Origin of the sequence: Paenibacillus pabuli NBRC 13638 (assembly GCF_001514495.1) — a bacterium.
Classification (GTDB): Bacteria; Bacillota; Bacilli; order Paenibacillales; family Paenibacillaceae; genus Paenibacillus; species Paenibacillus pabuli.
The window spans coordinates 94955-120665 of record NZ_BCNM01000024.1; the positions used below are offsets into that span (position 1 = coordinate 94955).

Here is a 25711-nt window from a genome sequence, read left to right on the forward strand (position 1 = left end):
ACTGAACTATGCGCAGATATCAATATCTTAAACCTAACTATTAAATCCTAATGGAGGTAAAAGTATTGATTACAGAGTTACACACAGAGCGTTTACAATTGAGAAAAATGAAGATGTCGGATTCTTCGAGCTTGTTCACCATTTGGTCTGATCCCGAGGTTACTACATTTATGAATGTTAGTTGTTTTACTGACGTAGAGCAGGCGAAAGAAATGATCAAACTTCTGGATGATCTCTCTCAAGACCGTAAGGCGATTCGTTTCTCCATAATTAAAAAAGAGTCCAACGAAATTATAGGTTCATGTGGTTATAATTCTTTGGATTTTGACAACTTAAAGGCAGAAATCGGATATGATATTGCTAAATCATCGTGGGGAAGAGGATATGCTTCAGAGGCGGTCTCTACCTTGATAGATCATGCATTCTCATCTTTAAAACTGAATCGAGTCGAAGCAATGGTTGATCCCGAAAATGTGAATTCGATAAAGCTCCTACAAAAGCTCCGTTTCACATTAGAAGGAACGTTTAATGATCTCCATATGTATTCAAGGTCAGTAGATACATGAGTTTTATATAAAATGTAAAGAGGCCGTTCCGTAGCTGGAATGGCCTCTTTGTTAATGTACAGCGATATGGATGAGTCACACGTGTCTCGCAGGCGAGTTATTCAATTAAACTTTTCGTTGCGTTATACATCTGTTTGGCGTACTCATCGACTTCATCTCGGGACATGCGCAAGCGAGCGACAGAAGTACCATATCCAATTTCCTGGTGGCCTTCTTCCAGACCTTTGAAGATTCCATCGGCGAAGTCATCCAACGGTTCTCCATGCGTATGCAAGCCGGCTCCACCCAGATCTGTACTTACTGCAGGAGGAGCAACTTCAATGACCTCTACAGATGTATCCGAAAGCTGGTGTCTCAGACTGATGGTAAAGGAGTGAAGGGCCGCTTTGGTTGCTGAATAGATGGGAGCGATGGCAAACGGTGTGAAGGCCAACCCGGAAGTGACGTTTATAATCGCTGCCTCTTCTTGGGCTGCCAAATATGGAGCGAACAGCATGGAAAGATGAACTGGAGCTTCAATATTGGTTGTAATTTCTTTGTTGAAATAACTCCAATCGTTCTTCCCGTCTGACTTGAGTATATTAAAACGTTGTTGAATGCCGGCATTATTGACCAATACATTTACTTTCGGATAGTTGGCGGTTGCCCAATCAAACAACGCGATGCGATCAGATTCAATACTCAAATCATTTACATACGTAATGAGCTCTGGATGTTTTTCTTTCGCCTGTTGAAGTACATCTGCACGTCGTCCCGTAACAATAACGGTATTTCCGGCTTTTAGGAAACGCTCGGCAAATGCAAATCCGATTCCAGAGCTTCCGCCGGTAATAAGCACTGTATTTCCTGAAAGTTTCATATATGTTCGCTCCTCTTAGTCCTCGTTTTGGTTTCTTTCCTGTATCTGATGGGTGTAACGTGTAATTTTAAAATCAATTCCCTTAAGGGATTCCTGCATGATCGAAATTTCCTCCAGCACCGCTTGCTTGTGTTGTTGCATCATATCAAGCCGTGTTTCGAGCGTTCGATTTCCTTCGATGATCCAATCCATATATTGCTTAATCTGACTAATGGGCATATGCGTGTTCTTTAAACAAACAGCGGTTTCCAGAAGCGCCATCTGGTTTTCTGAAAATAACCGCCGCCCGGCATCATCACGCTCGATTAAGGGCAGAAGCCCTTTTTTCTCATAATAACGTAAGGTTGATTCTGGAATATTTAATTTGGCTGAAGCTTCACTAATGGAACAATACTTCATCTTGGAGACCTCCAAACGGTAGCTTAAGCTGTCGACAGAAATAGCATACGACTTAAACCATAGTTTAAGTCAATAAGATAGATAAATTTAATTTTTGGATGCAGCTAGCTTACGGACAAAGGGAGGCTGAACTCAGTTATAGCTTATAGCTATAGCCTGCTATAGTTCATACATAGAACTTAAATCCGATCGGATATGTTATATTTAATTTAATAATGATATACGGGGAGATTAACATATGAGCATCCAAACCGAACCTAAACAGCGGACCGTCACTCCATTTCGATATGATATTGTGGGCAGTTTCCTGCGCCCAAGTACGTTGAAAGAGGCCAGATTGAAATACCAAAACGGGGAAATCACTTCGGAGCAGCTGCAGGAAGTAGAAAACGCCGAAATCATTAAGCTTGTGCAAAAACAAAAGGAAGTTGGCCTTCAAGCGGTAACCGACGGTGAATTCCGTCGCTCCTGGTGGCACCTGGACTTTTTCTGGGGGTTTGACGGTGTGGATCGAACCATTATCGATCAAGGCTACCAATTTAACGGCGCCCAATCCAGACCCGAAACAGCCCGTCTGACTGGCAAAGTACGTTTCGGAAGCCATCCGTTCGTTTCGCATTATGCATTCCTAAAAGGCATTGCAGGCGATGACGTCGTGGCGCGTCAATCTATCCCAGCTGCGGCACAGTTCCTGTTTGAACTGGACCGGGAGGATAACAAGGAGAGCACACAAGCCATTTACCCGAACCGCCAAGAGCTTCTTGCAGACATTGCGAAAGCGTACAAAGAGGCGATCCTGGCCCTGTATGATGCGGGCTGCCGCAGCGTTCAAATTGACGATTGCACGTGGGGAGCCCTATGCGACCAACAGTTCATTACCTTGATGGAGCAGATCGGCGTGAATGTAGCCGAATACGCAAATGAACTTGCGAAGCTGAACGAAGTAGTGGTATCCGGCTTGCCGAAAGACCTCGTGGTAACGACACATGTATGCCGCGGTAATTATGTATCGACGTATGCGGGAGTAGGCGGAGGTTATGAGCCGATCGCACAAACACTCCTGAGCATTGATAACTATTCAGGTTATTACCTGGAATATGATACGGATCGGGCAGGCGATTTCAAACCGCTTCGTTTTCTGAAGGAAAATCAGCAAGTTGTGCTCGGTCTGTTTTCTTCCAAATTCGGTGAGCTTGAGAGCAAGGAAGATATTCTGAAACGGATCGAAGAAGCACAGCAATACGTTGATCTGGACCGGATTTGCCTAAGCCCGCAGTGCGGATTCGCTTCCACGGAAGAAGGCAACCACTTGACGGAGGAGCAGCAGTGGCAGAAGCTTGCTTTCATTAAAGAAATTGCTGAAGAGCTCTGGAAATAATCCATAAGTTAAAAGCACATTATTAACCGAGAATAGCCGTACGGACAGAGATCCGTACGGCTATTCAACCCTGATGCGAACTCTATTTCCTAATCCGTCATGGGCAATGATGTCTTTGACATTTTTGACAAACTCAGACGTTCACAATCGCGTGTACCTTCTGGTTTAAAGTAGCAAGTCGCTGTCTGCCAACCTCGATGCCGTGTTGAACGGGAGTTGAGGGTTTGCTATAATTCACACAGGACGCAACGAAGAAGGGAGCCCTGTACGATGAAAAAGGCCAAACATACCTGTCCCTCCAATAGCAAGGCATTCGGCTTGGCATTGCAGGCCCTTGTGTTCATGTCTGATAGTCCTAACCGCTATCCAAGTAACAATATCGCCGATCATTTATGCTCAGAAGCAACATTGATTCGCCGAATATTGGCGAAACTCGCTCAGGAGAACATTCTGGAGGTTCGTGAAGGACGCGATGGAGGTTATCGCATGAAGCAGTCGCCGGAATCGGTGACACTGGCCGATATATATCTTTTGCTTCAGACCGAGGCATCGCTGTGTGAAGGAATGCTGGATTCCACAGGCGAACACTCCTTTGGTATGCAGATGCATGACATGTTCAACGATATTACGGTGGAAATTAATCATAGCGTGTTGGAAATCCTGCGAAAATACACCATTGCCGATATGGCCAACAGAATGAGTCCGATCATGGAGAATTGACAACATACCCATCCACATATATACTGTGCTTATATTAGCACAGTTAAGTGGTGTATTTTTTTATCTTTAACTGTGTTAAATATTACACAGTATAGATATGGGAGGCAAAATGGGATGGAGAGCGTAAAACAAGAGCAAAGCTTTATGGAAGTGGTAAAGGAAAGACGGTCTGTACGGCATTACGATCCTACATTCAACATTTCAGAGGAGGAATTGAAAGATATCCTGACTGAAGCAGCCCTTGCACCGTCTGGCGCAAATATGCAGCCATGGAAATTCATTGTCTTTAATGATCAGGCTCTGAAAGAACAATTGCTTCCCATCGCGAACAACCAGCAGCAGGTGGTAGAGGCCTCGGCCGTTATTGCAGTGCTGGGTGATTTGGAGTATATCAAACAGGTGGATTCCGTTTACGACGCTTCTGTGGAGGCAGGTTATATGACTAAGGAAGTTAAGGATTCGTTGGTTACCAATATGAAGGGAATGCTGGGAAGCATGGATCCTCAATATATCAAGGAAGGCGTAATATTTGACTGTGGTCTAATATCGATGCAGTTCATGCTCGCCGCCAAAGCGCGTGGTTATGATACAGTTCCAATGGCTGGTTACGATAAAAATAAATTTATTGAAGCGTTCGATATTCCCGATCGTTATGTTCCAACCATTCTCATTTCCATCGGCAAAGCTTCGCAACCGGGACATCCGACTACTCGACTGCCAATTGATGAGTTGACGTTCTGGAATGGTATCACAAAATAATGGAGGCCTCTCCATCGGGGGAGACACTCCTTATGAGTTAGTTCCCGTTCAGTTCCCGTTCTAGCTAAAAAGAAATGACTAAAGCAAAACATCTTAGGCTGCCATTACGGCAGCCTTTTCGTATATCAGCAAGAACATGGCGACCACGGACAAAGGGCGGGTGGTTGAGGCTGTGATTCCCCCCCCCTTGTATACCGCAATCCCCATTATCCCAAACCTCGGCCCTAATACTATTCCAACTCAAGTTCTTTCACCGTTTCTCCCTCAATCAGCACAGGCTGGTAATAGGTACTGGTGGGCAGATCCTTTTTGCCTTGCAGTTTCTTGATGACCCAATCCGCAGCGTCGCGCCCCATTTGCTCCTGGGGATGGGTTAACGTCGTAAGTTTGATGTTGGCATTCTTGGCGATGTATGAATTGTCCTGGCCGATAATGGATAGCTCGTCCGGAATGGAAATCCCCAGCTTTCTACAGGCATGAACGACCTCCAGCCCCACCTCATCGTTGTAACAGACAAGGGATGTCAGTGCATCCCTGTTTTCGATCAGGAACGCCTCCACATTGGTAGACAGGTCCGGCTTCGATGCCGTATCAAACGAAAGCACCTGCTCGGGGTGGAAACGCAATTTGGCTTCCCCCAGTGCCTTGATATATCCCTTCATCCGGTATTTCCCTTGCAAATCATCCATTTTCGCGATAATACCGATCTGACTATGACCTTTGGCGATCAGTTTCCGGGTAGCTAGATAGCTGGACTGCACGTCATCCAGACAAAAGAAAGGCACCTCCAGCTCTTCATAGAAGGCATTGATCATCGTAAACGGTACATCCTGTTCTTTAAAGGAAAGGTAGTACGCTATGTTGGGGTTGTACAAATTACTCTTGGTGGGTTCGACGATCAGACCATCCACACCGTAAGACAGCATCATCTCAAGCGCCTTTTTCTCTTGTGCAACATCATTGTTGGTGCTGGCTAACAGCAATGAATAATTGTCCTCATTCAAACGGCCTTCGATGCCGCGGATGATGGAGGGGAAGATGTAATCGGAGATATACGTCGTGATGACGCCGATGGTTTTTTTCATCGTGTTCCCGCCGGTTCTGGATCGATACAGATTGCTTACATAGGTTCCGGAACCTTTCTCGCTTCTCAGGAAACCTTCGTTCGATAACTCCAGTATGGCCTTCCGCACCGTCTGGCGGCTTACGTTGTAGCTGTCCTGCAATGCGGATTCGGTAGGGATTTGTTCACCTACGCTATAGGTTCCCGATAGGATATTGCTTTTAATATCATCAATGATGACCTGATACTTTGGCTTCACACAGTCCACTTCTTTCATCGTTACTTATCTATATAAACATCGTCATATTCATAGTTGTACGTACATATTTTATCATGATTCGAATCAAATGGCTATGTAACCGCCTCTTTTACGAAATAAACCGTACAAATTCAGTCACAAACTAGAAATGTGTACTCTACAAAGAAGGCTGTCGAGCTCAGGATTTAGGTCTTTAAATTGTTATATAGTGACTAATGTAAGTATAACTATTATATATTATTGACAAATGTACGTACAAAAAATATACTAAGGCTGTCAGAAAAGGAAAGCGCATTCTTTTCAATGAAGCGAAATATGAATCTATTCTAATCATCTGTAAGCCAATACTATTTTTACTTTTACCTACTGTGGTCAGAGAGGGGACTACGTGATCATGAGTCATGTGGATATGAAAGAAGCGATTACCAAGGGAGCCACTTCACTAGGCATCGAATTTGGATCGACACGGATCAAGGCGGTGTTGATCGACGAACGTTATGAGACCATCGCGTCAGGCAGTTATGAATGGGAGAACCTGCTGAAAGACGGTTACTGGACGTACAACCAGGAGGATATTATCACCGGTCTTCAGACTGCGTATCGTGAAATGAAGCAAGACGTAGAGCGGAAATATGGAATCACGCTGCAAACGGTAGGTTCCATTGGATTCTCCGCCATGATGCATGGATATATCGCATTGGATAGCGCGGGGGAACTGCTTGTCCCGTTCCGGACGTGGCGTAACGCGACTACTGGGGCAGCCGCAAGGGAACTGACGGACCTTCTGCAATTCAATATCCCGGAACGCTGGAGCATTGCCCATTTGTATCAAGCGATCTTGAACGAAGAGGCTCATGTGCCTCGCATCGATCACCTGACAACCCTGGCCGGTTACATACACTGGCTGCTCACGGGCAATAAGGCCATCGGTATCGGCGATGCTTCGGGTATTTTTCCGATCGACGAGTCCACGCATAATTATCACCCGTCCATGATCCAGCAGTTCGATGAGCTGATCGCAGGCAAAGGTTATCCGTGGAAGGTTGAAGACCTTCTGCCCAAGGTGTATCTCGCAGGTGAGAATGCGGGTGAGTTGACTGAAGCGGGAGCCAAGCTTCTCGACCCTTCGAATGATTTGCAGTCAGGCATTCCGCTCTGTCCGCCGGAAGGTGATGCCGGAACGGGCATGGTAGCAACGAATAGTGTGAGAAAACGTACGGGTAACATCTCTGTCGGCACGTCCGTCTTCGCGATGATCGTCTTGGAGAAGGAATTATCCAAAGTTTATCCCGAGATTGATATGGTTACGACGCCTGACGGCAGTCCGGTAGGCATGGTGCATGCCAACAACTGTTCCAGTGACATCAACGCCTGGCTTGGATTATTCCGTGAATTTTCCGAGGCGATGGGATACGAAGTGGATACGGGCAAATTGTTCAGCGTGATGTTCAATAAGGCTTTGGAAGCCGATCCGGATGGCGGCGGTTTGCTGAGCTACGGTTATTACTCGGGCGAAAACATTACGGGCATTGACAAAGGCCGTCCATTGTTCGTCCGCTCACCGGAAAGCAATTTCAATCTGGCGAACTTCATGCGTACGCATCTGTTCACGGCTTTTGGTGCACTCAAGATCGGCATGGACATTCTGACAAAGAACGAGCATGTGGCAATTGACAGCATTTTGGCTCATGGCGGTCTGTTCAAGACTCCTGTTGTCGGACAGCGGATTGTAGCCGCAGCAATGAACGTGCCGGTGTCAGTCATGTCTACAGCGGGTGAAGGCGGCGCATGGGGGATGGCGCTTCTGGCTTCGTACATGATCAACAAGGATCAGCAGGAGAGCCTGGATGTGTTTCTGGAGCAGAAGGTTTTTGGCGATGTGAAGGGTGAGGAAGTTGCACCGGATGCATCGGACGTCAAAGGATTTGAAGCATTTATCGAACGTTACCGGAAGGGCCTCGCAATTGAGCAGGCGGCCGTAGATCATCTGGTAGAGAACGGGAGGGACTAATACATGTTAGAACAATTGAAAGAAGAGGTATTCGAAGCAAACCTTGAATTGCCGAAGCACGGGCTTGTGAAGTTCACATGGGGCAACGTCAGTGCGATGGATCGGGATAGCGGCCTCTTTGTTATCAAACCGAGTGGTGTGAGCTACGATGTGATGAAACCAAGCGACATGGTTGTGGTCGATCTGGACGGGAATGTGGTGGAGGGCGAGATGAGACCTTCCTCGGATACGGCGACTCATGCGGTACTGTACAAACATTTCCCGGAAATCGGTGGCATCGTGCACACACATTCCACCTGGGCGACCATCTGGGCGCAAGCTGGCCTTGACGTACCTGTAATGGGAACGACGCATGCAGACACCTTCTATGGTGCCGTGCCATGTGCCCGTTTCTTGAATCAGGAAGAGATTGATCGGGGCTACGAAGCGGAGACAGGCCATGTCATCATTGAAACGTTCAAGCAGCGTGGTCTGGATGTGATGGCGATCCCGGCAGTTCTGCTTCACGGTCATGCACCGTTCACGTGGGGCAAAGACGCCAAGTCCGCCGTCGTTAACAGCGTTGTGCTGGAGGAAGTGTGCAAAATGAACCTGTATGCGCGGCAATTGAATAACTTTGCCAAAGAACTGCCGCAAGGCATTTTGGATAAACACTATTTGCGGAAACACGGAAAAGACGCGTATTACGGACAAAAGTAATTAGTACTGACCTTATGTAGTGTACTGCAATCGGAGTGGTAAGTGTAAACCCATTTGTTCAACTAAAAAAAGAAAAGAGGATGATTACATGTCAGCAACAGCAGCTAAACAATTTTGGTTTGTCGTAGGATCTCAGCATCTGTACGGGGAAGAGGCACTGGGCGAGGTTAAAGCCAATGCACAGAAAATCACGGATGCCCTTAATGCAAGCGGCGTGCTGCCATACCCGCTCGTATTGCAGGATTTGGCGGTAAGCGCAGATAAAATCACGAGCATCATGAAAGAAGTGAACTACCGTGACGAAGTGGCGGGTGTGATCACTTGGATGCATACGTTCTCGCCTGCAAAAATGTGGATTCGGGGTACGAAATTACTGCAAAAACCGCTTCTTCATCTGGCGACTCAATTCAATGAAAGCATTCCTTGGGCGACGATCGACATGGACTTCATGAACCTGAACCAAGCCGCTCACGGTGACCGCGAATATGGTTTCATCAATGCACGCCTGAGAAAACAAAACAAAATCGTCGTTGGCTACTGGGAGCGTCCAGAAGTGCAGCAGCAGGTTGCGGATTGGATGGACGTAGCTGTAGCCTACAACGAAAGCTTCAACATCAAAGTAGCCCGTTTTGGCGACAACATGCGTAACGTCGGCGTAACCGAAGGGGATAAAGTGGAAGCACAGATTCAATTCGGATGGACTGTTGATTACTTCGGCATTGGCGACCTCGTGCAATACGTGAATGCCGTAACGGAGCAAGAAATCGATGATCTGATCGCTCAGTATGCAGACCTGTACGAATTCGATTATGGCACGAACAGCAAAGAAGCTTGGGAAGCGAGCGTACGTGTACAAGCCAGTTACGAAATTGCGATCAAACGTTTCCTCGACGAGGGTGGATACAGTGCCTTCACGACCAACTTTGAAGATCTGCACGGCATGAAGCAGCTTCCGGGTCTGGCTGTTCAACGCCTGATGGCGCAGGGGTACGGTTTTGCTGGTGAAGGGGACTGGAAAACGGCTGCACTCGACCGCCTGATGAAAATTATGGCCCATAACGAGAACACAGGCTTCATGGAAGATTACACATACGAGATGGCAGCTGGGCAAGAGGCGATCCTTCAATCCCACATGCTTGAAGTAGACCCGACACTCGCCAGTAACAAACCGAAAATCATCGTGTCCCCACTGGGTATTGGCGATCGTGAAGATCCTGCACGTCTCGTATTCGATGGCAAAGCCGGAGAAGGAGTCGTGGTATCCATGGCAGACTTCGGTACACATTACAAATTGTTGATCAACGAAGTATCCGCATTCGAGCCAACCGTTCCAGCGCCTAATCTGCCGGTAGCCCGTGTACTGTGGAGTGTGAAGCCTAACTTCCAGGATGGGGTTAGAGCCTGGATCGAGAATGGCGGCGGTCACCATACCGTAGTTTCCTTGAACCTGACAACAGACCAGATCGTGACCTATGCGAAATTGGTGAACCTGGAGTACGTTGTGATTAAATAGTTTAGTTATTCATGACTCATTCATGAACTCATTCAAATTCTTTCCTTACGGCCGGGGGGTTCCCCGGCCCTTTGTCTTGCCATGAAGCCCATGGTATGCGGCCTGAAACGGTTCTCGCGCGCATTCCAAACAGAGGATAATGTTAGTACCTTCGACTACGTTTTATTTTGCTATAATAGCCCAAAGGAGGTTATCCATTAATCATGCATACCCAAGAAAGTTTCCTGGCCCAACTGCGCCAACTTGGTATTGATGACCAAGGAACGCTGCTCGTTCACTCTTCCATGAAAAGCATGGGGGAAGTTGAAGGTGGCGCGGATACGGTGCTGGATGCATTGACCGAGTATATGAAGGACGGACTGCTTGTGCTGCCAACACATACATGGTCTACGATCAATGCAGACAATCCGATGTTCCACGTGGAATCCTCGCCATGCTGCGTCGGTATTCTGCCTGAGCTATTTCGCAAACGACCAGAGGTTGTACGTTCTTGGCATCCTACGCATTCAGTAGCTGCCCTGGGACGGGATGCCGAAGCCTTTACGAAGGATGATCATCTTTTCGATACGCCATGTGCCAGAGGTTCTGCCTGGGGCAAGCTGCTTGATCGGAAGGCAACCATCCTTTTGGTGGGCGTTGATCTGAGAAGGAACACGTTTATCCACGGTATCGAAGAATGGGTGGACATCCCAGGCAGGTTAACGGATGGGCATGAGATGTTACGCACGGTTTTACCCGATGGAACCGAAATTTCGGTGCCTTCCCGGAGACATTGCGGATTGTCATGGTCAGAGCATTTTTGGAAAGTGGATGACGTTCTTGAACGTAAAGGTGCGATGCGTAAGGGGATGCTTGGCGACGCGGTTGTCCGAGTGTGTGATGCGGCGATGTTGACAGAAGTGATTACGGACATGCTTCAAGCTAATCCAGATTTGTTCTCAGACAATGAGCCTTTGGTTACTGTGCACGAATGAGAAGAGAGCCGTCCGGTGACGGAGGGCTCTATATATGTACCTCCTTGCCTTCTTACGACAGGTAACAGGGTCTTCTGTCCTCCCAGTTTTCATCCCAAACGTTCAAATTCCTTCACAAAAACGCAGAAATTGAGCAAAATTCAATCAGAGGTTGGTTGGATTGCCATTGTATGGGCTACTCACTCCATTAGCGGTGTGATAAGATGTGGTTAATTTAACCTATAGCAGTAATGAAGAGACACCTTTTAAACGTTTTTTTGAAGGTTCATTTAACAATTAAGGAGTATGCTAATCCATTGACATTATAGTTGTCGCATGCAAAAAGGAGAAGATTCGTGAGCCCATTAGTATGGTATGATCTCTTTCTATTCGTCCTATTGTTCGGTGTATACGTATATGTTTTTGCTACGGTTAGAATTACGAACTTACATAAGGTTTACTTTTTGTTTCATGGGTTGATGATGCTCTGGCCATTCTGTCAATTTGCGAGTACGCTCACGGATGATCCTGGCTTGCAGCTGTTCTATGTTACGTTATCTTTTGTCGCGGTTTCCTTGCTCGGGAGCGGTTGGCTGCTATTGACCCTCTTCATTTCCGGATATGCGGAGCGCTTGAATACAAAAGGTGCTTTTCTGCTGTTTGTCCCTGCGGTGATTGGGGCTATAGGTGTGGTCGCCAATCCGTGGAACGAATTCGTCATTCCGCTGGAAGGCGGTTATGTTGAGCGGGCATACGGACCCTGGTTCTGGGTTGTCATGGCTATACTCGTGAGTTACTTTGTAACGTCCCTCTTTATTTTATTCAAAGCATTTTATTCTTCTCGAACGTCCTCCATGATTAAAAAACAGGTGAAAGTTACGCTATGGGGCATATTCGTGCTGGCTGCTTTTGCAACAATCGATGCTCTGCTTAATGTGGTTCTAAGAGCGTATTTACCGTTCATCATTCCCGGACTGACGTCGCTGGGGATTTTCCTGTCTGATCTCTTTTTTGTCTATGTCATTAAAAGATACAATGTGTTCGATCTGGTTTCCATCGCTCATGAGGATGTGATCAATACCATTCCTTACGGCATCCTTGTACTAGATGAGAATGAGATGATTATTGAATTGAACAAAGCCTCCAGATCCTTCATGGATCTGCATGTAGGGGATACTTTTGATATGGAGGCATTTCTGGGTTATGTTCGTGTAGAGGGCAGCCGCCAGAAGTTTATGGATGAATATAAACAGAAAGAGAACATCTTGTCTCAAATTGAAGTGATCGTGGAGCGGGATGATATCCGTCATTATATCCTCCAATCGTCTCCGATTGTGGATTCTTCTCGTAAACCCATGGGTCATATTCTAACGTTCCAGGATGTCTCTCAAGAGCGCTTCTATGTAAAAGAGATGAATCGCCAGAACGTAACGCTACAGGAGCGAAATCAGGCGCTAGACTTGATACGTCAGGAGTTGTCCGAGGCCAATCGCAAATTGGAAGAACTCGCCCTGACGGACAGCCTAACCGACTGTTATAACCGCCGTTATCTGACCCAACATCTGAATCACGAGGTCATTACCAATATTCAATACAAAACGCCGTTCTCACTCATACTCCTGGATATTGATTACTTCAAAGAGATCAATGATCGCTACGGACATGTCATCGGGGATGAAGTACTGCATCGCACGGCTCAGGCCGTCAAAGAATCCATTCGAAGCACCGATATTCTAACCCGATATGGCGGGGAGGAATTTATGATCTACCTTCCGCATACTGAACGCGAGCTGGCCCAACAAATAGCGGAACGTGTGAGATTAGCGGTGGAGTCGAACCTCATTGTGGTGGATCACGAGATCGAGCAGGTGTCCATTACAATCAGCATAGGCATTCTGTCTATTGAGGATTTTGAGTACGAGCATGTACCGGACAATCCGGAGGGGTACTTGATCCAGTTGTTTGCTACGGTAGACAAGGCGTTGTACCAGGCGAAGCAGAATGGGCGTAATCGGATTGAGTTTGCGGAGTTTGAGCAGGTGGTTTTGTAAAGGTGTTGGTTTACCAATAATATTGGAAAGAGAACTTAGTAAAAACTCTTTATAATGTAAAACTAAAATTTTCTTATAAACATATTGACTTTCTAGTGTAATGGACAATCCTGGCTATAGCACTATTGAAGTTTACATCCTATAATTGTAGAAGGGGATAGTAATTAACTTTATCTTAAATGAAAATTTCATGAGAAAGGAGTTGAATATTGTGGCAACTGCAAATCAAATCAAGATGCTAATTGAAGCACATGTCTCAAAGAATGACGATAGATTCAAAACTATAGTTCTGCAATTAGCTGCACATGAAGCAAAATTAGGTCATACTTCATTTGCAAGAGAACTCAGAAGTATTTTAAATTCTAAAATAGATAACGATACTAAATTGATTCAATTTAATAAAGATATCAGTGAATTAATCGATATAACAATTAGTTACAGCAAATTGACAGAGCTAATTGTTACGAATGAAATAAAGGAAAGAATTAATCGTGTGCTAAACGAGTATAGAAAAAGAGATAAATTAAAGAAATTTGGTTTGAACAATAGAAGGAAAATACTATTAGAGGGGCAGCCAGGGACAGGTAAAACTCTTACAGCCTCTATAGTTGCCTGTGAGTTAGGGCTTCCATTGTGTACTATAAAAATGGATAAGTTAATGACAAAATATATGGGGGAGACAGGAACTAAGCTGAGAATAGTATTCGATGCTATTCGGGAAAATCAAGCAGTATATTTGTTTGATGAATTTGATGCGATAGGAACAGATAGAAGCAAAGATAATGATGTTGGAGAAATTAGACGGATTTTAAATTTGTTTTTGCAGTTTATTGAACAGGATAGTTCGGAAAGCTTAATTATAGCAGCAACTAACAATCCCCAGCTTTTAGACCCCGCGTTATTCAGAAGATTTGACGATGTATTGAATTACACGCTACCACATGAAAGCCAAATACCAGATCTAATTTTTAATAGACTTGGACAGTTTGCTCCTATCAATGCTGATATGGATAGTATTTTGACGCTTAGTAAAACTTTAAGTCATGCAGATTTAACAAAGGCTTGTGATGATGCTATTAAAGAAGCGATTATGTCCGATAAAAAGCTAGTAGATGTTGAGCAACTTAAAAAGATGATAAAAGAGAAAATTAGATAAAGAGGGGGAAAGAGACATGGCTAATCAATTTTTCTCGCATTTCTTTCTTAACACAGCGGAAGCTCATAATTATAAAGGAAAAGGTCAGGGTGGTTCAAAGTTTCCTCAAAGAGATAGATTGACACATAGTAGAAAACTACAAAAACAGTTTGAGAATTTGTGGGTTAACACTACCGAATCAGTAAGTTCAGTTGCAACATCCTCAAAAAATGGAGTGTATGCTGAATTTAAAAATTTACCAGGTTACGACATAAAATTTGAAAGTCTCGAAAGTAGAAAAGATGGTATTAAATTATTAAATATTAGGGAGCAAAAAGTAGGGGAAAAAGTTGAAAGGTTAGCAACAGTGTTTATCCCAAAAGATAAACGAAATATATTTTTGAATAAACTACAAAAATATATGACGGAAGATACTAATACTGGAAAGCCAAAAAACGCAGCATTGATTGATGGGATAGAAAATATAAATGAGGCTTTCTTAGAATCCTTCTGGGGAGTAAGTGAGAAGAAATGGATACCCCAGGATGAGAGCGTATGGTGTGAAATTTGGCTTAGTAGTAACAGTGATGATATTTATGAGGAATTTCTACTCTTAGCCAGAGATATTCTTAGATTAGAAATGAAAAATAACTACATCAACTTTCCTGAGCGCAGGGTACTTATGATTAAAGCAAATAGGAAAAATTTACACGAGTTACTAATGGGTAATGGTAATATTGCTGAGATGAGAAGAGCTTCAGAAGCAGTTGCCTTTTTCGTAGATTTAGAAAATAAAGACCAAGTTGAATGGTCATCCAACCTTGTTGAGCGCTTAAACGTAAGTGAGGATACTAACATATTTGTAAGTGTTATTGATACGGGAGTTAATAACGGACATACACTATTAAGTCCATTATTAAATGATAATGATTGTTACAGATATAACACGAGCTGGTCAGTATCAGATGAAGCAGGACATGGTACAATGATGAGTGGTGTAGTTGCGTATGGGGATCTAAAAGAAGCCTTATCAAGTTCAGATAACGTAGAAATATCTCATAGAATTGAATCTTTAAAAATCATACCTGATAATGGTCAGAATCCACCTGAGTTATATGGAGACATTACTAAACAAATAATAAGTAACGCAATTATTAATTACCCCGAAAGACAGAGAATAATTTGTATGGCAGTGACGGCTCCACATTATCAAACAGATGATGGTAGACCATCATCATGGTCTGCCTCTTTAGACGAGTTAACATTTGGCAATCTTGATGAAATACATAAAATTTTTATAGTTTCTGCTGGGAATAACGAGATAAACAAAAAAGAAGACTACCCGGATAGTAATTATACTAGCGTGGTACAGAATCCTGGGCAGTCATGGAATTCATTGACTGTTGGTGCATACACGGACATACATGAGCCTTACGAAAATTATATACCCTTAGCTCCTAAAGGTGGATTATCACCTCACAGTACTACCTCCTTTAGTTGGGATAAGAATAAATGGCCCATTAAGCCTGAGGTAGTATTAGAAGGAGGAAATTTAATAGTTGATTCATTTGGGGCTTGGACAGACAATAATCATAGTCTGTTAACAACATCCCATAGACTACAAAGTGAACAATTTACAACTTTTAATGCTACGAGTGCAGCAACAGCTAAAGCATCATGGATGGCTGCACAAATACAATCTAAATATCCACAAGCTTGGCCAGAGACTATACGAGGATTATTAGTTCACTCTGCTGAATGGACGGATGAGCTGAAAAAGCAATTTTTACTTGGAAATGGAAAAAAACATTATCATGATCTGGCTAGAATGTGTGGCTATGGAGTTCCAGACCTTGATCAGGCATTGTTTTGTTTAAAGAATAATGTGAGTATGGTATTGCAATCTAAAATAAATCCCTTTAAGAAAAATAAATCGTCAATTGCTTTAAATGAAATGCATTTACACAAACTTCCATGGCCCAAAGAGGTTCTTCTATCTCTAGGAGAATTAGATGTAAAGTTGAGAATAACCTTATCCTATTTTATTGAACCTAGCCCTGGTGAAGTAGGCTGGAAAAGTAGATATTCTTATGCCTCTTACGGGTTAAGGTTTGATATGAATGGTTCAGCTACAGAATCACAATTTATAAAGCGTATAAATGAAGCGGCTAGAGATGAGGAAGATGGAAACACTCAATCAAGTAATATAGATTGGACTTTAGGACCAAACACTCGGAATAAAGGTTCTATTCATAGTGACATATGGGAAACTACAGCTTCTGAGCTTGCAACCAGCAATATGATCGGGGTTTATCCGATAAGTGGATGGTGGAGTAAAAGACCTTGGTTGAATTGTTGGGATAAAGAAGTTAGATATACCCTGATTGTAACTCTATCAACTCAGGCATCAGATGTTGATCTGTATACTCCAATAGAGGTAGCTACGAAACTTAACAGCCAGGTTTTAATTAATAATAATTAGAATGTCTATCGAGTGAAATTGGTTGAAAATGCCTTGTGAATGACTTAAAATAGAGTAGCCTATAGCATTAGAGCTTTAGGGAAGTGGATGAGTTCTTGTCAAGGTAATCAGAGTCAGATCTGTATACTTGCCAAATAGTTGATAGGATTGCAATAACTAAAGTTATCATATCTAAATCATCTCCAGTCCACATTGCTATTATCTCAATTATAGTATAACTGTTTAATGAAACGCAGCCTTGGGAAAGGGTTAAAGCTTTAAGGGTCTAACAGCTGCAGTGAAATGGCCCTTAAAGCTCACTCAAAAAATATGAAAAAAGCAAAACTTATAAAATTTGAAGCAAAGCCGTTTCCACATTTTGACAAGCCAATACTGGTATCAAAGACTGTGAATAACAACCTCAAGAATCCCTCTTACATTACCTCCCATAGTTTTTATCCGTTTATACATTACACATTAGTGACAAGGAAATATAACAAAAACAAAGCTAAATTAAGACCTAAAAATAGAGAGATATTTTATGCTGCACATATGGATGGATACATATTTAAATATTATGGAGAAATGCTAAACAATATATATAATAAATTTTGCGAAGAAAAAGGTCTTAATGAAGTTTCTTTAGCCTACAGGAATAATAAAAATGGAAAAAGCAACATACACTTTGCAGCAGAAGTAATACAATTTATAACTAATCAAAAAAAGGCTTTTATATTTGTGTCCGATTTTTCAAGTTACTTTGATAACTTGGATCATGCTTTACTCAAAGAACGATTGATTAGTGTAATTGGAAGAGGGGAGCAATTGTCCACTGATTGGTGGAATGTTTATAAGCATGTTACACGATACAGTTGGGTTGAGAAGTACGATATAGAAAGAGATTTAGGTAAATCAGATCGAAAAAAAGGCTCAAAGGAGCGATATTATACACCACAAGAATTTAGAGAGTTTAGGAAAAGAGTGAAAATATATAAGAATGAAACAAAAAAGGGTATACCACAAGGAACTGCTATAAGTGCAGTTTTAGCAAATATTTATGCGTATGAAATTGACCAAAAGTTGAATCATTTTGCATCAATCAGAGGGGGGATATATAGGAGGTATAGCGATGATATAATTGTTGTTATTCCAATTGATGATAACTCAATTGTTAATAATGAAGACTACGAAACCTATATAAAAAAGGTTGTCGAAGATAATAAGATTGAGATGGGTGCAAACAAAACTTCGTGTATGTATTATTATGATAAAAAAGTTTATCAAGAATTGGATGGAACAGAAAAAGGACTTTTAGATTACCTTGGTTTTGCTTTCGATGGGGTAAATGTATCTTTAAGAGAAAAAAGCTTATACAAATATTACCATAGAGCTTATCGGAAAATTGAGATAATAAATAAAGAGAGTATAAAAAGAGGAAAAAATGTAGGTCGAAAGAAACTTTACTCTTTATATACTCATTTGGGAAGAAATTATAAAGGGTACGGGAATTTTATTTCTTATGCTAAAAAAGCTCATTTTGAGTTTGAGAAGAATAAAAACATTAATAGTCTTATTTATAAGCAAATAAAGCGCCACTGGAACAAAATTCAGAAACGACTAATCAAAGTATGAGTAACTTAGTTTAAGTTTAAATGGGCACCTTAGATGGTGTCCTCTTTAATTTATAACAAGGCATCCTTTATCTCATTTAGTATCCTTCTCAATGCAGTATGCTGCTTAACATTGAGTTGACTAAGTATAACACTATATTCATCAATAGCTTCACGTCTTGAGTGAACAAAATCACTCTTATGATTAGTTGAATCTGAATCATAGAATAAATCATTTGCAGGAGTGTTCAAACCTTTAAGAATCTTTTCAAGTGTATCAATTGAAAAATTCCTTTCTCCTCGTTCAACAGACCCAATATATGCATCATCCAATCCCGAAAGTTCAGCGAGTTGTTGTTGAGTCAGAGGCCCTTTACTTTTCGAATTGCTCTTATCCGTTCTCCTACCGTATTTCGTAATTTTGTCATAATAACCACCTCTCCTAAAGGTTAGGAGAGTATCGATGTATTTAGCAGAGACATAAAGGCGGTAAAATGTATTGAAAAAACTTCGTATAAGTACTATATTTATTTTATTGTACTACTTCTTTGGAGTTTCTAAAAGAAAAAAATATCATGCCTTTCTATATAATCTTAAAGGCTTGATTAGATAGTAGACTCCTATACCTATATAAAAGGAGGATTATCTTTGCGGAAATCTTTCCTAAAATCACTCAAACCGGACATTATTGTTGAAATGTTGGACATGGCTGTGGCTTTTGAAAATTGGAACAAGGTGATAGAGAGGGCGGACATGTTGTATCAATGTGTACAGTGCATCCAGGAAGAGCGACAGGAGCATCAAGCGAGGGGTTTGCCTTTACCGTATATCCATACCGATCGGCCTTTGGTCTATTATTACGGGTTCAGTCACATGATGCGAGGGATGGCTCACCAGAAGATGGGACAGGTGGATCAGGCGCGGTCATGTATCGACCAGTATGCAGAGCTGGGGTGGATGGAGGAATTGGATGAGGCGGGTGTGCAGGTGGTGCAGGAGTTCAGATATAAAGCACAGGTGAATCGATATGCGCTGGAGATTGAAGCGGGGCATGCAGAGATGCTGGAGCAGTATGTGAATTTTCTGCTAGAGCATCCGGAGGAATGTATAGCAGGTCTGAGAACGATTGTGGAGGCGGCGGTCCGGTATCGTTGGCAGATTGATCGAGTTTTACATATGTTTGCGAGTCTGGCTCAGGGCGTTGGCACAGAAATAGATTCTTCAAACAACGGTGATATGTACCATTACTGTTACCACCGGGCTTTATACGAACAATGGATGGGAAGGCAAAAGAAAGCGGTGGAGTTCATTTTACAGGCACTCAGGTTAGCGGATGAGCTTGAGATGAGTAGGTATTTTAAAAAATGTGCGGCACTATTAGAATCGTTGCGGGAAGATGCGACGGAGGAGCAGATTGGGCGGTATCGGGCGTTTTTGGAGGAGATGGGTTGATTTTAGCGGTTGGTCAAAGATAGCTATGCCTCGGAGCAGAAACTCATTTGGAATAAATTGCAGTTTGGGATTAAAAGAAATATAATGGTGATGGGTTAATAACCCATACTAAACTACGGTAAGTTCCGTAGGCTAAAAGAGCAGCGTTATAAGGAGAATGGCTCACTTTAGCACTGAGTCCATTAAAAATCGCCCCTCGGGGGAGCGAAAAGAAATTTATTATGAATCTAAAAGAAAATCAATTGGAATTAAAAAAGAAAATTAATCGGAGTTAAAAAAGAAAAATTTGTGGATACTTCTATCTGCGAAAGATGAAGTAGGTAATTATGTTCTGCCTAGTCTCGGTACGTACCTCACGGAGGTAACGTGTGAGAAAAAAGAGAAAGAACAAAGGTAGGTTGCGTGATCTTGTAGAGCAATAAACTCATTGGGGTGGCGGTTGGAGTAACAGCAGGAACACTGATTATTCTGATCCAAAGACTCTTGCAATAAGCGCACAAAAAGAGGGAGTAGTCCGGCCGGCTACCCCCTCTTTTTTGTTTAATTGGAATTGAATACTTCGTATTATTTTTTGACTAAACGTGTATCACCTCTTAGTTACCATATAGTTTTTCAACACTATTTCTGTCATGCTTTCATCAAAATTATCTTCAACCTATGTAGGAACCGATTTGCCCTCCGTGCTACGCCTTCTCTTTTTATAAAGGCATATTTAATGCCTTCATTTTGGGATAACGCTTTTCCTTTCTTAACTCAATCATCAACTATATCCTGATTTACGCAACGTTTCTTCACTTCGGAGAAACAATGTACAGCAAACTCACTCAAGTTAACTTTAATACTTGGATTATCCACGTAGGTTCCCATTTTGCCAAAGTCTTTGCCATATTGAACATGTTTTGGTTTTTATTCTGATCTACTTTCTTACTATCCCGTATGAGGCGAGTGATGTTGTTTGCCATCGATGAACTTAATCCCGACCTGTACTCCGCTTTGCCTCCTTGCTTCATTTTATCGAACTCAGCTGCAATCTGCTTCTCTGCCTGTCCTCGGGTATCTCTATTACCACACATAGTTCCATTTCAATCTTCCATGTAGGTAATTGTAGCAAAGGGTATTATCATATAAAAAGTTATCCGAGGTGTTTTAGCCCTTTAGGAGAGGGGATAAAGGTGGCTTAAGAGGCAGATATGCTGAGACTTTACTAATAGCTAAAGGAATTTCTTCCGACGTATATTAGGTAAGTATTATTAACAAAATACCATAGGAGGTATATATGAATTATTTTTTAGAATTTATTAAGGGGTTAATCCCAAATGATGGAGTGTCTTTATTGGTAATTGTTATTATTATTCTTTTATTTTGGATGTACAAAGAGTTGAGAGCGCATTATCTAGAAAGTAGTAAATTAGACCAACAACGCTTTGAGAAAGCACTAGAGATCTATACAGAAGCGGAAATAGAAGTGTACAAATATGTACAAAGAAAAACAGATTTTTATCATGCCGTGGAGAAAATCTCAAAAGCCACAGTATTGTTTCCAAACAGGTTGGTTGAAACCTTTAATAGGCTTAGAGAAGAAGATAATCAGATAGATCAGAGGGCCGCAATGATGAATTTTCGAAAAGAACTTCAAAAAGAAATTTCGTTTTTAAAGAGTGAACAAATTAACCCGTTAATCACAAGTGATAGTAGTGGTGACCTTATGGTAACTATTGAAAGCTTTGTGAAAGCTAAGATCGCACCATTTGTTATTCCATTCTTTCATGCATATCTTAATTTTATATTATTGATTATAGTTTTTCACTTTATTTTATCTCTTATTACAGCATCAACAGCCATAGAAGGTATTAAGGTATTTTTACTATCATTAGATCTCTACATATATTTTATTATCTTATTCGCAATTATTAGTGAAGGATTTATAAAAAAGAGATTTATTCATAAGATATATAATTGGATATTTTTAATTATATTTTTTTTCATCCCGATAGTATTTATCTTTACAAGAGAGTGGTATGTAGTTTTAGTAATATTTTTATTATTTACCCTTTACCTTTGTTATTTCAGAAAAAAATTTTTAAAAAACTCTTAGTGTTCTCGATATCAATGACAGTATTAAGATAGCCAATGCGCAACTATACTTAATAGGTTTTTTAAGCATCTTGAACTTTGTATAAGAATATAGGGCCATAGCACCAATGGCGAGTATTGATGAAAATATTCGATGTATCAAATCAGGATGTTAGCCGGATGGTCTGTATTACAAACTTCTGCTAACATAGGATAATCCTATTTTAAATGAGCGGAGAAGCGTATGAGTACAATCAAAGTTACCCCTGAGCAGCTGCATCACGTATCGAATCAGGTGGATCAGGCCAGACAACAGTTGGAGCATATACGTGGTGATCTGACGAGACAGATCATGTTCATTCAGACGATGTGGATGGGTGCGACGCAGGAGCGGTTTTACTATGAGTTTGAGCAATCCCGCCCTATACTGGATAGAGCGCTGGAGAGTATGGTGAATACATCCAAGGAATTGAAGGACATTGCCACGCGCTTCCAGGAGGCAGATGCTCAGTTGGTAAGTCTGGGGGGTGCAACTGGAGCTGTCGGTGCCGCAGCTATGATGACCAAATCAGCAGGTGATTCGAGCTCGGGTGATAAGGGCTATCGGATGGCATATAATTCTGCACTGCACGCGTGGCTCCCTGTGAACGAGAAGGGTGTAACGGATCAGGCTGCCCTTCAGGCTTATGAGAGGGATAAAGGTAATCTTGATGTAAATCGTATGCAAGCTGTGAATGTTGAACCACCTGGGGAGGATATATTCACACTACAGATCAAGGCATTTCAGAATGGAATACATCCCTATACAGGAGAATCCGTCTCAGATTCTTATGCTCAAACCATGGTTACCTCTCTAAAATTTGCCCAAGTGTTTATGGCAATTCAGATGGTTCGTGGGAGCTTTCCAGGACGTTCAGGACCGTTTAGAACGTCGTCATCCGGGTTGGCAGCAAAAATTAAGGATAATATAAAGAAGGCTGAATCAAAAGCAGAGACGACAAAAGTGAAATTATCTGATATACAGAGCAAATCCATAGCAACAAACACTGGACAATACTCTGGTGGATTAGTTAAGGTTCCAAAAGAAGATAAAGCAGCTGATATGTTAGCAGAAAAACTGGGTGGTGAGTCTAGAGTTAAATTTAATAATGATCCTAATGGGCGTGAATTTGACACAGTAAGTGATCAGTATATTGCTCAAACGAAGCCACCATTAAATAGTTTAGATAAACAATTTAGAAAACAGGCTAAAGCTACAATAGAAGCGGCCATTGAGACAGGGAGAAAAGCTTATTTTCATTTTGAGGGTAAACCCGACGATAGAGTGATAAGACAATTAAATGAATATGCTGATAGATACAAAGTAGAAATAATCATTGATACTAAGCCCCTTTAATTATGAGAGGATGGATAGAATATGTACGAGTATCATGGATGGGCAACAATTAGAGAGAGTGCCTCGTTTGAAGAAGATGAGGATCAATATGACTTGGTTATTCAACAGCTTAAAGAATATGTGCAAGAGTTAGATTGGCCTTCAGGCGTTTTGGACTTAAGAGCAGTAAATGGTGATTTTCAACTTTGGATAGCGGGTCTCAATAATCACAAGCCTGCATCAAAGTATGATCCAACCGAAGTGTTGAAAAAGGTAGGGAAAATAGCTCCTGGTTCTTATGGCGTTCTTTATGTAAGAGATAGCGATGATTTGGAATTATCCAATCAATTTAAGGTGTACTCGTTAATTCGGGGGGAGATTGAGGAGCATCATGACCCTTTCCTCTCGCCATTTATACCCAAAATAGAGGATGACTACGAAGAGTAGATATAAATTTAAGACCCAAAAACCAACTTTCAGAGACAATTCAGGTTATGCAACCAGAAATGTCTCTTTTTATTGAACAAATTAATCTTTCAGCCCTATAACCGGGTTATCTATCTGACATAAACTAGCGTATACTGATGGAATAGCAAATATCTTCAAATTGCATATTTAAATTGACCCATATTATTGATACACTAGATCAAGGTTATTCATTCAGAGAAGGGGCGGGCCTGTTCAAGAATGGGGCTTGCTGCAAATGCCAAATCGATAACGCTTACATCCTTTTGGCAAATATAGGATATAAGGACGGTAGACATGAGCCAGGGACAAACGAGTACAGATGTTATCTTGATTGGTGCCGGAATTATGAGTGCAACTTTGGGAACCTTACTGAAAGAATTGGCGCCAAACTGGAATATTAAGGTTTTCGAGAAACTCGCCAGTGCAGGAGAGGAAAGCTCGAACGAATGGAATAATGCCGGAACTGGGCATTCTGCATTGTGTGAACTTAACTATACCGTTGAACGAGCAGACGGAACTGTAGATATTAGCAAAGCCATCCAGGTAAATGAACAATTTCAAATCTCCAGACAATTTTGGGCCTATCTCGTCAATAGCAATCTGATTCGTAATCCGCAGGACTTCATTATGCCGCTTCCACATCTAAGTTATGTGCATGGAGAGAGCAACGTCCTGTTTTTGAAAAGACGATTTGAAGCATTATCAAAGCATCCGCTGTTTCAGGGTATGGAATTCTCCGATGATAAGAAAAAATTGGCGGAATGGATTCCGCTGATGATGAAAAACCGCAAGGGCAATGAACCAATCGCGGCCACCAAAATTGACTCCGGTACGGATGTTAACTTTGGTGCTTTAACGCGTATGCTAATGGAACACTTAAAGAAACAAAACGTGGATATCCACTACCAACATAGCGTGAAGAATATGAAACGCACAAGCAATGGATCTTGGGAATTAGCCGTGAAAAATCTGAGCAGTGGTGCGGTCGAACGGCACACTGCGCAATTTGTCTTTATCGGTGCAGGTGGCGGAAGTTTGCATTTGCTGCAAAAATCCGGCATTCCCGAAGGGAAACATATTGGCGGCTTCCCGGTCAGCGGTATCTTCATGGTGTGCAAAAATCCAAAAGTCGTGGAGCAGCACCATGCCAAAGTATATGGAAAAGCTTCAGTAGGTGCTCCGCCGATGTCTGTTCCACACTTGGACACTCGGTTCATCGAAAACCAGAAGTCGCTGCTATTTGGGCCGTTCGCCGGATTCTCGCCTAAATTTTTAAAGACAGGCTCCAATGCCGACCTGATTACGTCGGTGAAGCTGCATAATCTGCTTACGATGCTCGCGGCAGGTGTGAAGGAAATTTCGTTGACCAAATACCTGATCCAACAGCTGATGTTATCCAAAGAACAACGGATGGAAGAGCTGCGCGACTTTGTACCAGATGCCAAGAGTGAAGATTGGGATATGGTCATGGCAGGCCAGCGCGTGCAGGTGATCAAAGACACGGTTCAAGGCGGCAAAGGAACGCTGCAATTCGGTACGGAAGTGGTCACGGCTGCGGATGGCTCAATTGCGGCCTTGCTCGGGGCTTCGCCGGGGGCCTCGACCGCCGTTCACGTCATGTTGAAGATCCTCCAGAAGTGCTTCCCGCAGCATATGGACGCATGGGAGCCGAAGATCAAGGAAATGGTTCCCTCCTATGGTGAATCGTTGGTGGAAAATGCGGAGCTGCTGCGTAAGGTGCACTCTTCAACAGCCAAGGCGCTTGGAATTACGGCTGAAAAGCGGGCGACCCTTGTATAAACGAATAGCATGATGTTAATTGCTTAACACACATGTCAAAGAGCTAAGCCGGCTTATAACCGTGCTTAGCTCTTTGACATGTCTCTGATCATGTGAAAATGGTAATG

Annotated in this window: 21 protein-coding genes; 17 read left to right on the forward strand and 4 right to left on the reverse strand. The window is 42.4% G+C overall.

Features of this window, described 5'->3' with window-relative positions; genetic code table 11:
- The first annotated feature begins 65 nt into the window (after positions 1–65).
- Entirely contained in the window at positions 66–566 is a 501-nt protein-coding gene (locus PPA03S_RS26725) for a GNAT family N-acetyltransferase (RefSeq protein WP_062327848.1), read from the forward strand.
- Between the two features lie 97 nt (positions 567–663).
- Here PPA03S_RS26725 and PPA03S_RS26730 read toward each other — a convergent pair whose 3' ends face one another.
- The gene (locus PPA03S_RS26730; protein ID WP_062327851.1) at positions 664–1425 is read right to left on the reverse strand and encodes an SDR family oxidoreductase; all 762 of its coding nucleotides are present in this window, start codon (positions 1423–1425) and stop codon (positions 664–666) included.
- A gap of 15 nt (positions 1426–1440) precedes the next feature.
- Entirely contained in the window at positions 1441–1824 is a 384-nt protein-coding gene (locus tag PPA03S_RS26735; RefSeq protein ID WP_062327854.1) for a MerR family transcriptional regulator, read from the reverse strand.
- A 238-nt stretch (positions 1825–2062) separates the two neighbouring features.
- Between PPA03S_RS26735 and PPA03S_RS26740 the strand changes: the two genes are divergently transcribed.
- From PPA03S_RS26740 to PPA03S_RS26750, 3 genes are all read left to right on the forward strand, one after another.
- On the forward strand, positions 2063–3202 hold the full coding sequence (locus tag PPA03S_RS26740) for a 5-methyltetrahydropteroyltriglutamate--homocysteine S-methyltransferase (RefSeq protein WP_062327857.1): 1140 nt from the start codon (positions 2063–2065) through the stop codon (positions 3200–3202).
- A 270-nt stretch (positions 3203–3472) separates the two neighbouring features.
- The gene (locus PPA03S_RS26745; protein ID WP_062327860.1) at positions 3473–3922 is read left to right on the forward strand and encodes an RrF2 family transcriptional regulator; all 450 of its coding nucleotides are present in this window, start codon (positions 3473–3475) and stop codon (positions 3920–3922) included.
- A 114-nt stretch (positions 3923–4036) separates the two neighbouring features.
- Complete coding sequence (locus tag PPA03S_RS26750; protein WP_062327863.1) at positions 4037–4681, forward strand: nitroreductase family protein; 645 nt, start codon at positions 4037–4039, stop codon at positions 4679–4681.
- 230 nt (positions 4682–4911) lie between these two features.
- On the opposite strand, the gene PPA03S_RS26755 is transcribed toward PPA03S_RS26750, so the two are convergent.
- Positions 4912–6003, reverse strand: a complete 1092-nt coding sequence (locus PPA03S_RS26755; RefSeq protein WP_062327920.1) for a GntR family transcriptional regulator — start codon at positions 6001–6003, stop codon at positions 4912–4914.
- Positions 6004–6397: 394 nt separating this feature from the next.
- Between PPA03S_RS26755 and PPA03S_RS26760 the strand changes: the two genes are divergently transcribed.
- The 8 genes from PPA03S_RS26760 (at position 6398) to PPA03S_RS26795 (ending at position 18458) form a co-directional block, all read left to right on the forward strand.
- The gene (locus tag PPA03S_RS26760) at positions 6398–8014 is read left to right on the forward strand and encodes a xylulokinase (RefSeq protein ID WP_062327866.1); all 1617 of its coding nucleotides are present in this window, start codon (positions 6398–6400) and stop codon (positions 8012–8014) included.
- Between the two features lie 3 nt (positions 8015–8017).
- Positions 8018–8713: an L-ribulose-5-phosphate 4-epimerase gene (locus tag PPA03S_RS26765; protein ID WP_062327869.1), complete on the forward strand. Its 696-nt coding sequence runs from the start codon at positions 8018–8020 to the stop codon at positions 8711–8713.
- A gap of 88 nt (positions 8714–8801) precedes the next feature.
- Complete coding sequence (araA, locus tag PPA03S_RS26770) at positions 8802–10226, forward strand: L-arabinose isomerase (RefSeq protein WP_062327871.1); 1425 nt, start codon at positions 8802–8804, stop codon at positions 10224–10226.
- Between the two features lie 203 nt (positions 10227–10429).
- Positions 10430–11200 (forward strand): AAC(3) family N-acetyltransferase, encoded by a 771-nt coding sequence (locus PPA03S_RS26775; RefSeq protein ID WP_062327874.1) that lies wholly within the window; start codon positions 10430–10432, stop codon positions 11198–11200.
- Between the two features lie 335 nt (positions 11201–11535).
- Entirely contained in the window at positions 11536–13230 is a 1695-nt protein-coding gene (locus PPA03S_RS26780; protein WP_062327878.1) for a histidine kinase N-terminal 7TM domain-containing diguanylate cyclase, read from the forward strand.
- Between the two features lie 211 nt (positions 13231–13441).
- Entirely contained in the window at positions 13442–14386 is a 945-nt protein-coding gene (locus PPA03S_RS26785; RefSeq protein ID WP_062327881.1) for an AAA family ATPase, read from the forward strand.
- A 16-nt stretch (positions 14387–14402) separates the two neighbouring features.
- Complete coding sequence (locus PPA03S_RS26790) at positions 14403–16847, forward strand: S8 family peptidase (protein ID WP_062327884.1); 2445 nt, start codon at positions 14403–14405, stop codon at positions 16845–16847.
- Positions 16848–17156: 309 nt separating this feature from the next.
- On the forward strand, positions 17157–18458 hold the full coding sequence (locus PPA03S_RS26795; RefSeq protein ID WP_068964255.1) for a reverse transcriptase domain-containing protein: 1302 nt from the start codon (positions 17157–17159) through the stop codon (positions 18456–18458).
- 50 nt (positions 18459–18508) lie between these two features.
- Here the strand turns inward: PPA03S_RS26795 and PPA03S_RS32560 are convergent, their stop codons facing one another.
- Positions 18509–18769: a helix-turn-helix domain-containing protein gene (locus tag PPA03S_RS32560; protein WP_369691094.1), complete on the reverse strand. Its 261-nt coding sequence runs from the start codon at positions 18767–18769 to the stop codon at positions 18509–18511.
- Positions 18770–19084: 315 nt separating this feature from the next.
- Here PPA03S_RS32560 and PPA03S_RS26800 point away from each other — a divergent pair, with 315 nt between their 5' ends.
- The 5 genes from PPA03S_RS26800 (at position 19085) to PPA03S_RS26825 (ending at position 25604) form a co-directional block, all read left to right on the forward strand.
- The gene (locus tag PPA03S_RS26800; RefSeq protein ID WP_082704328.1) at positions 19085–19888 is read left to right on the forward strand and encodes a DNA-binding protein; all 804 of its coding nucleotides are present in this window, start codon (positions 19085–19087) and stop codon (positions 19886–19888) included.
- 1276 nt (positions 19889–21164) lie between these two features.
- Positions 21165–21983, forward strand: coding sequence for a hypothetical protein (locus PPA03S_RS26810; protein ID WP_062327893.1), 819 nt, complete (start codon positions 21165–21167; stop codon positions 21981–21983).
- A 222-nt stretch (positions 21984–22205) separates the two neighbouring features.
- Positions 22206–23357 (forward strand): WXG100 family type VII secretion target, encoded by a 1152-nt coding sequence (locus tag PPA03S_RS26815; RefSeq protein ID WP_062327896.1) that lies wholly within the window; start codon positions 22206–22208, stop codon positions 23355–23357.
- Between the two features lie 21 nt (positions 23358–23378).
- Positions 23379–23783 (forward strand): Imm7 family immunity protein, encoded by a 405-nt coding sequence (locus tag PPA03S_RS26820; RefSeq protein WP_062327899.1) that lies wholly within the window; start codon positions 23379–23381, stop codon positions 23781–23783.
- Positions 23784–24098: 315 nt separating this feature from the next.
- The gene (locus PPA03S_RS26825; RefSeq protein WP_062327901.1) at positions 24099–25604 is read left to right on the forward strand and encodes a malate:quinone oxidoreductase; all 1506 of its coding nucleotides are present in this window, start codon (positions 24099–24101) and stop codon (positions 25602–25604) included.
- Positions 25605–25711: the final 107 nt, after the last annotated feature.